Below are 14,015 nucleotides of genomic sequence, written 5' to 3'. Positions count from 1 at the left end.
TGCTCCTCAGCCTTGTTCACGCGATTGGCGCGACTGGAAATAGACGATCGGTACGACCAGCAGAGCGAGCAAGACGATGGTCACGGCAGCGGCCATCGGCCAGTCGCGGTTGTTGAAGAATTCGAGCCAGATGGCGCGGCCGATCATCTGCGTGTCGGCGCCACCCAAGAGATCCGGGATCACGAATTCACCGACGACCGGGATGAAGACCAGCGCGCAGCCCGCGAGCACGCCGGGCAGGCTCAACGGGAAGGTGACCCGCCAGAAGGCGGAGATGCGCGAGCAGCCGAGATCGCGCGCCGCCTCGATCAAAGTCCGATCGGCGCTGCTCAAGGTCGAATAGATCGGCAGCACCATGAAGGGCAGGTAGGTGTAGACGATGCCGATATAGATCGCCGTCTCGGTGTTGAGGATTCGCAGCGGCTCGCTGATCAGCCCGATCTTTAAAAGCAGCGCGTTCAAAAGACCGTCGTTCCTGAGAATGCTCATCCAGGAATAGACGCGGATCAGCATCGAGCTCCAGAACGGCACGATCACCAGAAAGACCAGCAGGGACCTGGAGGAGGGCGAGCAGGACGCGATGCCATAGGCGAGGGGATAGGCGATGAAGAGCATGGCAGCCGTGGAGATCGCCGCGATCTTGAGGCTCGTCAGATACGCCAGAAGATAGGTGTCGTCGGTCAGCACATAGAGGAAATTCTCGAAATTGAGCCTAAGGTTCAGGATCGAGCCGTCCCAGGCGGTCAGCGGCTCGAATGGCGGCATGCCGAGGCGGACGGTCGAAAGGCTGATACCGGCAACCAGCGCGAAGGGCGCGAGGAACAACACGAGCAGCCAGGCATAGGGGATGGCGATCAGCAGGCGCTTGCCCCAGTTCGCCTTTGCGGAGGGGGCGGCTGCGGAAGAATGGGCGATGGAAGACAAGGGTCGACCTCCTATTCGGCCAGCAGCCGGCTTGCCTGCGGCGGCCAGTTTGCGAACACGCGGTCGCCGACGCGAAGATCGCTCTCGGCGCCGAGATTGACCCGGCGCGCGTCGAGCGTCGCGCCCGACTTCAGCCGCACGCGGTAGTGTCTCTCGACACCGGTATAGGTGAGCTGTTCCACGGTGCCTTCGAGGCCGCTGCCCGAAGTTGTAAGCTCTACCCGTTCAGGGCGGACCGAAACCCAGAACGGCCGGTCGAGCGCCACCCGGTCGGTGAAGGCGGCGCGGACACCGCCGCCGGCCTCATCGCTTTCGATCCGCAGTTCTTCGCCATCGCGTTCCGATCGTCCGCCGGCAAAGACATTGGTTTCGCCAAGGAATTTCGCGACGTAGCGCGACCGCGGCGCCTCGTAGACGTCTGACGGCGAGCCGACCTGCAGCACCTGTCCCTGCTTCATGATCGCGATGCGGGTGGAAACGGTCATCGCCTCGTGCTGATCATGGGTGACGATGATGAAGGTGAGGCCGAGTTCGCGTTGCAGGCGGACGAGTTCGAGTTGGGTTTCGGTGCGCAGGTTCTTGTCGAGCGCGCCCAAGGGCTCGTCAAGCAGCAACACCTTCGGCCGCTTGACCAGTGCGCGGGCGAGCGCCACGCGCTGGCGCTGGCCGCCGGAAAGCTGCGCCGGCTTGCGATCGAGCAGTGCGGTCAGCTGCAGCTTTTCCGAGACCTCGTCGATCCGCTTCCTGATCTCGCTCTTGTCGAGACCGTCCTGGTGCAATCCGAAGGCGATGTTCTTGCCGACCGTCAGATGCGGAAAGAGCGCGTAGGATTGGAACATCATGTTGGTCGGACGCCGATGCGCCGGAACGTCGGTGACGTCGGCGCCTTCCAGCCTGATCGCGCCCGAGGTCGGCGTCTCGAAGCCGGCGATCATCCGCAGCAGCGTCGACTTTCCGCAGCCGGAGGGCCCAAGGAGCGAGAAGAATTCGCCCCTCTCGATGCCGAGGTTGATGTTGTTGACGGCCGTGACGACGCCATAGGACTTCGCCAGGTTTTCGATCGAAATATAGGATGGCACGGGATCTGGTCCTGCTGTTGACGGTTGGCCTATTGGCCGGCCCGGAATGCTGACCAGACGCGGGTGCGCTCGCGCGTCTGGCGCGGTGGCAGCGACTTGTCGACGAAGAGCTTGGAACGGACCTCGGCAGGCGGATAGATGTTCGGGTTGTCTCGGATGCCGGCGTCGACCTCTGCCGTCGCCGCGGCATTGGCGTTGGCGTAAAAGACGCGATTGCTGATCGCGGCGACTGTCTTCGGCTCGAGGATATAGTCGATGAAAGCCAGCGCCTGTTCCGGATCCGGTGCGTCGGCCGGGATCGCCATCGTGTCGAAGGAAATGATCGTGCCTTCCTTCGGGATCGAGTAGGCGACCGCAACACCGGTCTCCGCCTCTTCGGCGCGGGCCGCTGCAATGCCGGCGTCGCCGCTCCACATCAGCGCCAGGCAGAGCTGGCCGGAGGCCATGTCGGCCACGAGCTGGCCGCTTTGCATGTGCCGGATAAAGGGGCGCAGCTTCAGCAGCAGTTCCTTGGCTTTGTCGAGATCCTCCGCCTGTGTGGAATAGGGATCGAGGCCGAGATAGTTGAGCGCGATCGGGATCACCTCGTTCGGCGCATCGACGATGCCGATGCCGCAGTCCTGGAATTTCTGGGCGATCTCGGGCTTGAAGAACATGTCGAGGCTATTGACCGGTGCCTCGGGCAGGCGCTCGTTGACCAGCTTGGCGTTGTAGGCAACGCCCGTCGTCAGCCACATGTAGGGAACGAGATACTTGTTCTCCGGGTCGTGCTCGGCGACAAGCTTCAACAGGTCCTTGTCGAGATTGCCGTAGTTCTTGAGCGCTGTGACATCGATCGGCTTCAGTGCGCCGGACTGGATCAGGCGCTCGCCGACCGTGGCGCTCGGGAAGGCGACGTCGAAACCGCTGCCGCCGGCAAGCAGCCGGGTTTCAAGCACTTCAAGGGAATCGTAGAAGTCCACCCGAGTTTCAACGCTGGTCTTCGCCTGGAAATTCGAAACGGTGTCTTCGGCGAAGTAGTCGGAGAAATTGTAGATGAACAGCTTGTCCTGCGCCTGGGCGGTCGTTGAGGCCGCAATGGCGGCGAGCGACGCGGCGAACATGGAGCGCAGGGCGGTGCGGGTTAACTTTTGCATGGTTCCTCCCAAGAACAGCGTATTTTTGTTTTCGCCAAAGTGATTGGCGGGTCCTTTGAGGGCAACACTCCCTTTGGCTAGGTGTGGGAGACGCGGCGGCGTCGTAAACGGCAATCGACGCCGGCCTTTGCCGCATCGGGCATGTTTGTTTGACCGCGATCGAAGTAACGTTCGATCGAAGGGCATTTCTCGGGTGGCAATGGCTGCTAGGGTTCCGGCGACAGAAAGGGAGAACTTCCATGGACGAAAAATTCAACCAGCCGCTGGGCGGCAACGATATGCCCCGCTTCGGCGGCCCCGGCACGATGATGCGTCTTCCCACCGCGACCTCGGCTGAAGGCCTCGACGCCTGCTTCGTTGGCATCCCCATGGATATCGGCGCGTCCAACCGGTCTGGTACGCGCTACGGACCGCGCCAGATCCGCGCGGAATCCGTGATGATCCGTCCCTACAACATGGCGACCGGCGCCGCCCCGTTCGAAAGCCTGCAGGTCGCCGATATCGGCGACATCGCCATCAACACCTTCAACCTGCCGGCCAATATGGAGATCATCACCCGCGGCATCCGCGAGATCCTTAAGCATGACTGTATCCCGCTGACCCTCGGCGGCGATCACACGATCAGCTACCCGATCCTGAAGGCGATTGCCGAAAAACACGGGCCGGTCGCCCTCATCCATGTCGATGCGCATGCGGATATCAACGACACGATGTTCGGCGAGAAGATCGCGCACGGCACGCCGTTCCGTCGCGCCTATGAGGACGGCTGCCTCAATCCCAATCTCGTCTTCCAGATCGGCCTGCGCGGCACCGGCTATGCTTCCGACGATTTCGACTGGTCGCGCGACAGGGGCTTCACCGTCGTCCCGGCCGAGGAATGCTGGCACAAGTCGCTGGTGCCGCTGATCGAAGGCATCCGCGCGAAGATCGGCAACCACAAGACCTACCTGACCTTCGACATCGATAGCCTTGATCCGGCCTATGCGCCGGGCACCGGCACGCCCGAGATCGGGGGCCTTACCGTCATCCAGGCACTCGAGATCATCCGCGGCTGCTGCGGTCTCAACCTGGTCGGCGCCGATCTCGTCGAGGTGAGCCCGCCCTTCGACACGACTGGAACGACCGCGATCACCGCGGCGAACCTGCTTTATGAAATGCTCTGCGTGCTGCCGGGGGTGAAGTACAAGCGGTAACGGCTCCGGCAAGCTTGATTGCGGATTGGCAGGAGGCCGGAGGCGGCCTCCTTTCCGAAAACCTTTCGAACGCCTTTAGCGCTTTGCCGGGCGCAGACGCCCCCAGATCGGCGCGACGACATTACCCAAGACGACGATCGTGATGGCGCCGACGACGAGGGCGAGCAGTGCCTGCTGTGCCGAGGTCGCAAACCAGCCGACGAGCCCGGGCGCGAACTGAAGCGCCTGCGCGACATGCTCGGAGATGTCGTGGATGAAATGTTCAGGCCCGGCCTCGCCAAGTTGCGCCATGCCGTGCACGAGAATGCTGCCCCCGACCCACAGCATGGCGGCGGTGCCGATGGCGGCGAGAGCCTTGAGGAACACGGGCATGCTGAGCACCAGTCCGCGGCCGAGCGGCCGCAGGAGCGCGACGGGGTTTTTGGCAAGCGCGACGCCGGCGTCGTCGGCCTTCACGATCAAGCCGACCGCTCCGTAGACGGCAAGCGTGATGAGGATGCCGACCCCGGCCAGAACTGCTGCCTGTGTGTAGATGCTGGCGTCGGCAACGGTCGAGAGCGTCAGTGCCATGATCTCGGCGGAAAGAATGAAGTCGGTTCGGATGGCGCCCGCAACCTTCTCGTTTTCGAGCGCTACCGGATCGCTCGTCGCGCCGAGCACGGCTTCCTCATGTGCGTGGGCGGCATGGGGGAAGAGGGCACCATAGAGCTTCTCGGCGCCCTCGTAGCAGAGATAGATGCCGCCGAGCATGAGCAGCGGCGTGATCGCCCAGGGTGCGAAGTAGCCGAGCAGAAGGGCTCCCGGCAGAAGGAAGAGCAGCTTGTTCTTGAGCGAGCCGAAGGCGATCCGCGCGATGATCGGCAGTTCCCGTTCCGGCGTCAGGCCAACGACATAGCGTGGCGTCACGGCCGCATCGTCGATCACGACGCCAGCGGCCTTGGTGCTGGCCTTCACCGTCTGGGCGGCAACGTCGTCAAGCGAGGCCGCAGCCATCTTGGCGATCGCAGTGATGTCGTCGAGGAGGGCGATGAGACCTGTGGCCATCGATGGCTGAACCCTTTGAGAGAAATCCGAAAAACACGGCAGTTAAGTCGCCAGTAACCACCATAGCGTGTCGAGTCAACGGCGCCGCGGTTGCACCCCGTCACCCAGTCTGCGTCGCGGAGGCCCTCGTGTGCCAGAGGAGGGCGTCTCGCTCGTTCTTCAAAACGTGATCAACCACGCCCGACTGTGCCATTGACGCACACCTCGTTTCGATTTACGACTGACGAAATACGAAATTCGTCAGTCGTAAATCGAAAGGCCAGCGATGCCGGTGAGCAACGATATCGTCGTCGACCAGACACGGCAGGACAACATCACGCGCATCCTCGATGCAGCGGAGGGGCTGTTCCGGCACTTCGGCTACAGCAAGACCAATGTTGCCGACATCGCCCGCGAGCTCGGCATGTCGCCGGCAAACATCTACCGTTTCTTTGCCTCGAAGACCGAGATCCACCAGGCGCTTTGCGCGCGCATGCTCGCGGCCAGCTACCAGATGGCGCAGGAGATCTGCCAGTTGCCGCTGAGCGCGAGCGAGCGCCTGCACCGCTACGTCCACGCACAGCACAAAATGACGGTCGAACTGATGCTCGACGACACGAAGGTGCACGAGATGGTGATCGTTGCCATCGAACGCGAGTGGCACGTCATCGACAAGCACATCGACAGGATCGACGCGCTCCTCGCCGACGTCATCCGCGAGGGGATTGCCGCGGGCGAGTTTCGCGACCAGGACGCCGATGCCGCGTCCCGTTGCTTTGGGGCGGCGACCGTCACGCTTTGCCACCCGCAAATGGTCGCCCAGTGTCTGAGCAAGACGAACCGCGCAAGCCCGGAAGAGCTGGTCGAGTTCGCGATCAACGCATTGAAAATTTAGCAGAAATATTTCCGGCGCGGCTTCGGCCTGCGCCAGCCTGTTTTGGGAGTGCGAACATGTTTAAGCTCATAGAATTTCGCCGCCGTACTTCATTTTTTGCCACTGCTGCACTCCTCTCGATGCTCGCGGCGACACTGGCCGGCTGCTCGCAGGAAAAGACCGAAGCCACTGCGGTGGTGCGCCCGGTCAAGGTCGTCGAGATTGCTGAGGCCGACACGGCCCGCCAGCTCAGCTATTCCGGCTCCGTGCGGGCACGGACCGAAATGAACCTCGGCTTCCGCGTCAGCGGCAAGATCGTCGAGCGGGTCGTCAATGTCGGCGACCGCGTAAAGGTCGGCGATCTGCTCGCCCGCGTCGACGCCACCGATTATGAGCTCGCCGTGCGCAGCGCTTCGGCCAATCTGGAAGCGGCCGAGCGTCAGGTCGAGACAGTCAAGCTGGTGCGCGATCGCGCCGAACAACTGCTCGCCCGAAAATTTGCCTCGCAGGCCCAATTCGATCAGTCGGTGCTGAGCTACAATCAGGCCGTGGCGACGCGCGACGCTGCGAAGTCGGCGCTGTCGCAGGTGGAGAACCAGGTGACCTATACGAACCTCGTCTCCGACCGGCCGGGCATCGTCACCACGATCAATGCCGATGTCGGCCAGGTCGTCGGTTCGGGCACGCCTGTCGCGACTGTCGCCGTCGAAGGCGAAAAGGAAGTGCAGGTCGCCGTGCCCGAGACGGAGATCGCCAATTTCAAGACCGGCCTGCCGGTCAAGGTCGGGCTCTGGTCCGACACCGGGTTGTCGCTTGACGGCACGGTACGCGAGGTGGCGGGCAGCGCCGACCCGCAGTCGCGGACCTTTTCCGTGCGGGTAAGCCTGCCGAACGATCCGCGGGTTCTGCTCGGCATGACCGCGACCGTCGAGGCGTCGGCCGGCAACGGCAAGCCTTACGTCTCGGTCCCTTTGAGCGCGCTTGCACAGAAGGACGGCTACACCATCGTCTGGGTTGTCGATCGCGGCACCGAAACCGTCAGCAGCCGTCCCGTCACGCTTTCCGACTTCACCGCTGACGGCGTGCGCGTCACCGATGGGCTTGAGGTCGGCGACCTTGTCGTTGCTGCCGGGACGCAGTTCATGGCCGACGATCTCAAGGTGACGATCTCGAACGCGACGACGCAGCACTCCGCTTCGGCCCAGGCCGAAGTCCCGCTCCTGCGCTGACACTCGAAAACCGCGGAACCGAGCCGATGACCACCTCCTCTTCCGACGAAAAACGGCCCTTCAACCTTTCGCGCTGGGCGATCGCGCACCCGAGCATGGCGCGCTTCCTGTTCGGCCTCATCATCCTTGCCGGCGTCTTCGGCCTGATGCGCATGGGGCAGAAGGAAGACCCGGACTTCACCTTCCGCGTGATGGTCGTGCAGGCCTTCTGGCCGGGGGCCTCGATCGAGGAGATGCAGGACCAGGTCGTCAACAAGATCGAGCGCAAGCTGCAGGAAACGCCGCATCTCGATTTCGTGCGCTCCTATACGCGTGCCGGCAGCGCGATCATCACGTTGCAGGTCGAAGGCGACACCAATGCCGAACAGGTGGCGGATGCCTTCTACCAGGTCCGCAAGAAGGTCGGTGACATCTCCAACGAACTGCCCGAAGGTTTGCTCGGTCCCTATTTCAACGACGAGTTCGGCGACACCTTCATCACACTGCATTCGCTGAGCGGCGAAGGCTACAGCTATCCGGAGCTGAAGAAGTTCGCGATCCAGGCGCGTGACATGCTTTTGACGACGCCCGGCGTCGAGAAGGCCGTCATCATCGGCGACCAGCCGGAGAAGATCTATATCGACGTCTCATCCAATGCGCTGGCCGAGCGCGGGCTGACGCTCAACGACCTGCGCAGCACGATTGCCGGCCAGAACAACATCGACCCGGCCGGCGCGGTCGATACCGGCACGCGCTCGGTGCGCATCTCGGTCGAAGGCAGTCTTGACAAGGTGGAGGACCTGAAGAACCTGAGGCTTCGCGCCGGCGGCCAGATCACCCGACTTGGCGATATCGCCACGGTCAGCTCCGGTCTCGAAGATCCCTATTCGCGCAAATTCCGTTTCAACGGTGAAGACAGCGTCCAGATCGGCGTCGTCATGGCCAAGGGCTTGAAGGTGACCGATGTCGGCAACGCGGTGGAGGCGACCTATCAGCACTTCGAAGCGTCGCTGCCCTATGGCGTCAAGGTCGACCAGGTCTCCAACCAGCCTGAAGTGGTCAAGGAAGCCGTCGGCGAATTCATGAAGGCGCTCGGCGAGGCGCTGGCGATCGTGCTCGTCGTGTCGTTCCTGTCGATCGGCTGGCGCTCGGGCCTGGTGATCGCGATCACCATTCCGCTGGTGCTGGCTGCAACCTTCGCCATCATGTACGAGCTCGGCATCGACCTGCAGCGCATCTCGCTCGGCGCACTGATCATTGCGCTCGGCCTTCTGGTCGACGACGCCATGATCGTGGTCGAGATGATGGAACGAAAGCTGGAAGAGGGCTTGGTGAAGGTCGAGGCTGCGAGCTTCGCCTATACCTCCACTGCCTTCCCGATGCTGACCGGAACGCTGATCACCACGGCCGGCTTCATTCCCGTCGGTTTTGCCGCTTCGACCGCCGGGGAGTATGTGCGCTCGCTGTTCTACGTGGTCGGCATCGCGCTCGTCGTCTCGTGGTTCGTTGCCGTCTATTTCACCCCCTGGCTCGGCAATATGCTCCTGAAGCAGCGCAGCCACGCCGGCAATCATCACGACGTCTTCGACACGCGCTTCTACCGTCGCCTGCGCACGACGGTCACCTGGGCCGTGCGCCATCGCATCATCGTGCTGTCGACGACGCTCGCCCTCTTCTTCGTCAGCCTCTGGGCCTTCCAGTTCATTCCGAAGAACTTCTTCCCGCAGTCGTCGCGGCCGGAGATCCTCGTCGATCTCTGGCTGCCCGAGGGCACCAGCATCAAGGAAGTCGAGAAGCAGGCCAAGGCACTCGAAGCCCGCATGATGGACGACGAGGACAAGCGCTTCATCGCCACCTATATTGGCGAGGGCGCGCCGCGCTTCTTCCTGCCGCTCGACCAGCAGCTTCGCAATCCGAACTTTGCCCAGCTTCTCGTGATGGCCAAGGACGAGCCGGCGCGCGAACGGTTGATCGCCAAGATGCGCGGAATTCTAGCTGCCGACTTCCCCTCGATCCGCGCCAAGGTCGATCGCCTGTTCCTGGGCCCGCCAACCGGCTGGCCGGTGCAGATGCGCATCATGGGGCCGGATCGCGACGAAGTCAGGCGTATTGCCGATCGCGTCAAGGCGAAGTTCCACGAGAACCCGCTGCTCGGCGCCGTGCACGACGACTGGCTGGAGCCGGTGCCGGGCATGAAGCTGGTGATCGACCAGGACCGCGCCCGCGCGCTCGGGGTCACCTCGCAGCGCATTCGCCAGATACTGCAGGCAAGCGTCACGGGTGCGCCGCTCGACAATTTCCGCGATGGCGAGGAGACGGTGGCGATCGTTGCCCGCGAGCCCGCTGAAAGCCGCAAGCTGCTGAGTTCGGTCGACTCCATATACATCCCGACCGACTTCGGTGGCTTCGTACCGCTTTCGCAGGTTGCCAAGGTCGTGCCGGTGCTCGAGCAGGGCATCGAATGGCGCCGCGACCGCCTGCCGACGATCACCGTGCGCGGCACCCTGCCGGATGGTGTGCAGCCGAACGACGTGGCGATGAAGATGTTTGGCGAAATGCAGCCGCTGCGCGACAGCCTGCCCGCCGGCTACTCGATCGCCATCCAAGGGGGCGCGGAGGACTCTGCCGAAAGCCAGGCCTCGATCGCCGCCAAGGCGCCGATCATGCTCGGCGTCATCGTCATCCTGCTGATGATCCAGCTGCAGCATTTCGGCAAGGCGATGCTGGTTCTCGCGACCGGTCCGCTCGGCATCATCGGTGCGGCTGCTGCCCTTTTGATCAGCGGTGCGCCTTTCGGCTTCGTTGCGATCCTGGGCGTCATTGCGCTGCTCGGCATCATCATGCGCAACTCGATCATCCTCGTCGACCAGATCGACCAGGATATCGCCGCGGGCATGGACCGCGCCGAGGCGATCATCGGCTCCGCCGTCAGGCGTTTCCGGCCGATCACGCTTACCGCCTTGACGGCCGTGCTGGCGCTGATCCCGATCTCGCGCGGTGTCTTCTGGGGGCCGCTCGCCTACGCCATGATGGGTGGCATCCTGGTCGCGACCGTGCTGACCATCCTGGTTCTGCCGGCGGGCTATGCGCTCTTCTTCGGTCGCGAACCGAAGAAGAGCTCCGTCGAGCCTGAGACGCCGGCAAGCCTTGAGGCCGAGGACACGAAGACCGTAGCCTATCCCGCAGCCGTGGCGGCGGAGTAGGGCCACGGCTCCGTTCAGGGATGGTAGATCGGGCGGCGGGCAAGCCGCCCGACGTCAGCCGGTGATGTACATCGCCTGGCCCTGGGCGAGGCATTGGAACAACTCGTAACCCATCCAGATGTAGCCGCGACGCCCGTTCCATTCGCAGCCCCAATTCTCACCGAAGCTGTTCTGGATGAGGACGGCCTGCTGCTCGTCGTCATAGCCGATGACCAACATGCAATGGCCGGTGTTCGGCAACTTTTCCAGAGGCCCTCTCAATGGGCCCGGCCCTTCATATTGCATGAAGCTCTTGTTCAGTGACGTGCCGTAGCAGAGCGCTCCGCCCGCGACGATGACGGCCTTGATCGCGTCGAGATCGCTGGTCTCGACCGTCGCCCAGCCGGGTATCTGGAAGCTGGCGTCGGGAAGGGCGCCGGGATCGTAGCGCGACCACAGCTCGGGACAATTCGGAAAATAGGGAGCCGTCTCCCAGTTTGGGGTGCCGCCCTGCTTGAGCAGATTGAGATAGGAGGCCAGCTGTGATCCCGCGCAACCCGTTTTCCCGTAGCTCTTCATCACTTCGATGTAGATATGGGCCGGACTTGCCTGCCGCACGGGTTGCAACGGCGCTTCGCCGGTCGAAACGGCCGCCCAATAGGTGGCAAGCCCGTAGGTCGTGGCCCAGGCGGCGCAACTGCCGGGGCTGCCGACATGGCTCGGTGTGCCCTGCGCCTTGGGCGGCGGCAGGTAGAGCGCGTTGACGGTTGCCGCGCTCGGCAGTGATGCGGGTATCGGCGGCCGGAGCGTCGGGCCATCTTCCTTGATCGTGGGATCATAGCCGAAGTTGAGGATTGCTTCCTGTACGGTCATCGGGATCTCCTGCCGACAGCGAGGGTAAGGCGTGATGTCACAGGCGTCGCGCGCCGCCGGCATTTCCGGTGAGACACAGCCGAAAGCGGCTCCCTCGTTTCCCGAAGGCGCAGTCGAAATCTCCCCGGATACGCGGTGCTCGTATCAAGATGATGCACTCATAGGTAGATCTTATCAGGATTTTGCATGCCGAAAATCCCGAGTTTCGCGGGGTTTCGATCATTCCATTGCTGCACAATAATGAAATGCATGTTTCATTATTGACTTTCAATGGACCATGTATTCCGTTTATGACTCACAGGTCATCTGTTCCTTTGGGAGGTTTCGAATGAGGAAGTTGCTGTTTGCCGCCATGTCGGTTCTGCTGGCTGGTACCGCTCACGCCGAAAACATCGGCATCACCATTGCCCGTTCCGATAGCGCGTTCCTGACGATCCTGCGTCAGGGCATGGAAGACCGCGCCGCCAAGCTCGATGGCGTTTCGGTTCAGGTCGAGGACGCCCAGAACGATCCGAGCAAGCAGCTGGACCAGGTACAGAACTTCATATCCTCCGGCGTCGACGCGATCGTCGTGGTTGCCGTCGATGGCGACGGCACGCCGGCGCTGACGAAAATGGCGAGTGCCGCCGGTATTCCGATCGTCTACGCCAACCACCCGCCGGCCGATGCCGATGGGCTCCCGGCGACTGCCGCCTTCGTCGGTTCGAACGAGATCGATTCCGGCACGCTGGAAACGAAGGAAGTGTGCCGGCTGCTTGGCGGCAAGGGTTCCGTTTATGTGCTGATGGGACCGCTCAACAATCATTCGTCGCTGACCCGGACGAAGGATATTCACGACGTCATCGCCACCGATGACTGCAAGGGCATGAGCGTGATCGAGGAACAGAGCGCCAACTGGGATCGCCTCGAGGCGAGCAACATCATGACCAACTGGCTCTCGACAGGACGGGAATTCGATGCCGTCATCGCCAACAACGACGAGATGGCGATCGGCGCGATCCAGGCGATGAAAGCGGCGGGCACCGACATGTCGAAGGTGGTGGTCGGTGGCATCGATGCGACGCCGGACGGGCTTGCCGCCATGGCCGCAGGCGATCTCGACGTCACCGTCTTCCAGAACGCAATCGCGCAGGGCGCGACCGCGATGGATGCCGCCGTCGCCCTGGCGCGGGAGGAAAAGACCGAACGGCATATCTGGGTTCCGTTCGAACTGGTGACACCTGAGAACATGAAGGACTACGCCAAGGCGAACCAGTAGACGGCCGTTCTTGTCACAATCCGAACAATCACTGGTAGATCTCGGTTGTAACCGACAGAGAAGCCGGCAGGCCGCTCGCTACGGCCTTTCGGCTTCTCTGGTGTCCAACAGATGACCCCTGATCGTTCCGCCCAGCCCCCTTCCCAGCCGATTGCCGATCTGCAGATCGCGATCGCGGCCTTTGTGGCGGGCGCCGGATGGCTGTTTTCGATCCACGCTCTTGCCGAGTTTCCGCCACTGCTCTTCCTCAGCAGCCGTTTTGTCATCGCCGGTCTGCTGATCGGTCTCTTGGCGAGGTTCGCATCCTTTGCCGAACTCGGCAGGGCGGTGCGCCTGCTGCTTCCCGCCGCGCTCGCCCTTGCGGTCGCCATGATGGCCTGGATTTTCGGCCTGAAACAGACGACGAACCCGGGCGTTGCGGCCTTCATCACCTCGACCGGCAACCTGCTGGTGCCGGTTTTCGGTCTGCTGTTCTTCGGCTGGCCGGTCGGGCGAGCGCTCGGGATCTCGATCGCCGTCGCGCTTGCCGGGATGGGCTTGCTGTTTCTTGGCCCCGGCGCTCGGGTGGAGGTGGCTCACCTCTATTTTGTGGTCTCGGCCCTGCTTTGGGCGGCGAGCATTGCGTTGGTCAAACGCAATTCCACCGAAGTAGGCGCGGTGGCCACAGCCGCGATCCAGCTGGTGGCCGCAGGGGTGGTCATCCTCGCGGTCTCGCTGCCTGTCGAACAGATGCCCGCGGCAGTCCCTTCGATCGCGATCTGGGGCTGGTTTCTGGCAAGCATCCTGATCTCGACCTGCCTGCGCTTCGTCCTGCAGTTTCGCGGCCAGCAGATGATCTCTGCGGCGCGGGCATCGGTGATCATGTGCTGCGAACCGGTATGGGTTCTCGTCTTCGCGCTGGCGTTTCTGGGGTCACCCTTGAGCCTTTCCCAGATCCTGGGCTGCGCGGTGATTCTGCTCGCGATGCTTGGCCAAGTCGTTTTCCGACCAAATTCCGCCGCCTGAAAGAGCCGCCAAATCGCAAGATTTCGGAAGTGGTATTCTCGTTCGAAATACCACTTGGCGGTTCGGACCATAACTTTAGTCTCGGCGAAAATACCCCGATTGACAGCGCGACTTTGACGGACTTATCGTTAAGTCAAATTACTTGACTTAATAGTTCGATCAACGAAACCTGAGGGGGAATTCGTCATGACGGCAGTCGAGGAAATGCGGCCTTTGCGCAACGCGCCGGGGGGCGGAAGGAGCGGAACGACACGGCGTTT

At 62.6% G+C, this 14,015-nt stretch carries 11 protein-coding genes; 6 read left to right on the top strand and 5 right to left on the bottom strand.

Annotated features, from left to right (window positions below; genetic code table 11):
- Positions 1 to 6 precede the first annotated feature (6 nt).
- From IB272_RS26650 to IB272_RS26640, 3 genes are read right to left on the bottom strand one after another with little or no spacing between them, the layout of a single operon-like run.
- Complete coding sequence (locus IB272_RS26650; protein WP_082566251.1) at positions 7 to 924, bottom strand: ABC transporter permease subunit; 918 nt, start codon at positions 922 to 924, stop codon at positions 7 to 9.
- Between the two features lie 11 nt (positions 925 to 935).
- Positions 936 to 2,003 carry an ABC transporter ATP-binding protein gene (locus IB272_RS26645; RefSeq protein WP_234798796.1) on the bottom strand — a complete coding sequence of 356 codons (1,068 nt, stop codon included), beginning with the start codon at positions 2,001 to 2,003 and terminating at the stop codon, positions 936 to 938.
- Positions 2,004 to 2,032: 29 nt separating this feature from the next.
- Positions 2,033 to 3,139, bottom strand: coding sequence for an extracellular solute-binding protein (locus tag IB272_RS26640; RefSeq protein WP_034789666.1), 1,107 nt, complete (start codon positions 3,137 to 3,139; stop codon positions 2,033 to 2,035).
- A 239-nt stretch (positions 3,140 to 3,378) separates the two neighbouring features.
- Here IB272_RS26640 and speB point away from each other — a divergent pair, with 239 nt between their 5' ends.
- Positions 3,379 to 4,332: an agmatinase gene (speB, locus tag IB272_RS26635; RefSeq protein WP_192445428.1), complete on the top strand. Its 954-nt coding sequence runs from the start codon at positions 3,379 to 3,381 to the stop codon at positions 4,330 to 4,332.
- Positions 4,333 to 4,407: 75 nt separating this feature from the next.
- On the opposite strand, the gene IB272_RS26630 is transcribed toward speB, so the two are convergent.
- Positions 4,408 to 5,376 carry a DUF808 domain-containing protein gene (locus IB272_RS26630; RefSeq protein ID WP_192445427.1) on the bottom strand — a complete coding sequence of 323 codons (969 nt, stop codon included), beginning with the start codon at positions 5,374 to 5,376 and terminating at the stop codon, positions 4,408 to 4,410.
- Between the two features lie 265 nt (positions 5,377 to 5,641).
- Here IB272_RS26630 and IB272_RS26625 point away from each other — a divergent pair, with 265 nt between their 5' ends.
- The 3 genes from IB272_RS26625 to IB272_RS26615 all read left to right on the top strand — a co-directional run bounded on the left by IB272_RS26625 (position 5,642) and on the right by IB272_RS26615 (position 10,640).
- Positions 5,642 to 6,250 (top strand): TetR family transcriptional regulator, encoded by a 609-nt coding sequence (locus IB272_RS26625; RefSeq protein WP_034789660.1) that lies wholly within the window; start codon positions 5,642 to 5,644, stop codon positions 6,248 to 6,250.
- Between the two features lie 119 nt (positions 6,251 to 6,369).
- Complete coding sequence (locus tag IB272_RS26620; RefSeq protein WP_051659168.1) at positions 6,370 to 7,458, top strand: efflux RND transporter periplasmic adaptor subunit; 1,089 nt, start codon at positions 6,370 to 6,372, stop codon at positions 7,456 to 7,458.
- A gap of 26 nt (positions 7,459 to 7,484) precedes the next feature.
- Positions 7,485 to 10,640 carry an efflux RND transporter permease subunit gene (locus tag IB272_RS26615; protein WP_192445426.1) on the top strand — a complete coding sequence of 1,052 codons (3,156 nt, stop codon included), beginning with the start codon at positions 7,485 to 7,487 and terminating at the stop codon, positions 10,638 to 10,640.
- 54 nt (positions 10,641 to 10,694) lie between these two features.
- On the opposite strand, the gene IB272_RS26610 is transcribed toward IB272_RS26615, so the two are convergent.
- Positions 10,695 to 11,492, bottom strand: coding sequence for a C1 family peptidase (locus IB272_RS26610; protein ID WP_034789655.1), 798 nt, complete (start codon positions 11,490 to 11,492; stop codon positions 10,695 to 10,697).
- 328 nt (positions 11,493 to 11,820) lie between these two features.
- On the opposite strand from IB272_RS26610, the gene IB272_RS26605 reads away from it, so the two are divergent.
- A complete protein-coding gene (locus IB272_RS26605) occupies positions 11,821 to 12,750 on the top strand; it encodes a sugar ABC transporter substrate-binding protein (RefSeq protein ID WP_034789652.1) in 930 nt (309 codons plus the stop codon).
- A 111-nt stretch (positions 12,751 to 12,861) separates the two neighbouring features.
- Positions 12,862 to 13,755 carry a DMT family transporter gene (locus IB272_RS26600; RefSeq protein WP_034789649.1) on the top strand — a complete coding sequence of 298 codons (894 nt, stop codon included), beginning with the start codon at positions 12,862 to 12,864 and terminating at the stop codon, positions 13,753 to 13,755.
- Positions 13,756 to 14,015 lie beyond the last annotated feature (260 nt).

Source organism: Ensifer sp. ENS08 (assembly GCF_014852195.1).
Classification (GTDB): domain Bacteria; phylum Pseudomonadota; class Alphaproteobacteria; order Rhizobiales; family Rhizobiaceae; genus Ensifer; species Ensifer adhaerens.
This window is presented reverse-complemented; position numbering and strand designations above follow the sequence as displayed.

What these genes read in the sequence shown, in the direction of transcription:
- IB272_RS26640 (WP_034789666.1), bottom strand. Translation starts at nt 3,139, where the DNA reads ATGCAAAAGTTAACCCGCACCGCCCTGCGCTCCATGTTCGCCGCGTCG.
- speB (WP_192445428.1), top strand. Translation starts at nt 3,379, where the DNA reads ATGGACGAAAAATTCAACCAGCCGCTGGGCGGCAACGATATGCCCCGC.
- IB272_RS26630 (WP_192445427.1), bottom strand. Translation starts at nt 5,376, where the DNA reads ATGGCCACAGGTCTCATCGCCCTCCTCGACGACATCACTGCGATCGCC.
- IB272_RS26625 (WP_034789660.1), top strand. Translation starts at nt 5,642, where the DNA reads ATGCCGGTGAGCAACGATATCGTCGTCGACCAGACACGGCAGGACAAC.
- IB272_RS26620 (WP_051659168.1), top strand. Translation starts at nt 6,370, where the DNA reads ATGCTCGCGGCGACACTGGCCGGCTGCTCGCAGGAAAAGACCGAAGCC.
- IB272_RS26615 (WP_192445426.1), top strand. Translation starts at nt 7,485, where the DNA reads ATGACCACCTCCTCTTCCGACGAAAAACGGCCCTTCAACCTTTCGCGC.
- IB272_RS26610 (WP_034789655.1), bottom strand. Translation starts at nt 11,492, where the DNA reads ATGACCGTACAGGAAGCAATCCTCAACTTCGGCTATGATCCCACGATC.
- IB272_RS26605 (WP_034789652.1), top strand. Translation starts at nt 11,821, where the DNA reads ATGAGGAAGTTGCTGTTTGCCGCCATGTCGGTTCTGCTGGCTGGTACC.
- IB272_RS26600 (WP_034789649.1), top strand. Translation starts at nt 12,862, where the DNA reads ATGACCCCTGATCGTTCCGCCCAGCCCCCTTCCCAGCCGATTGCCGAT.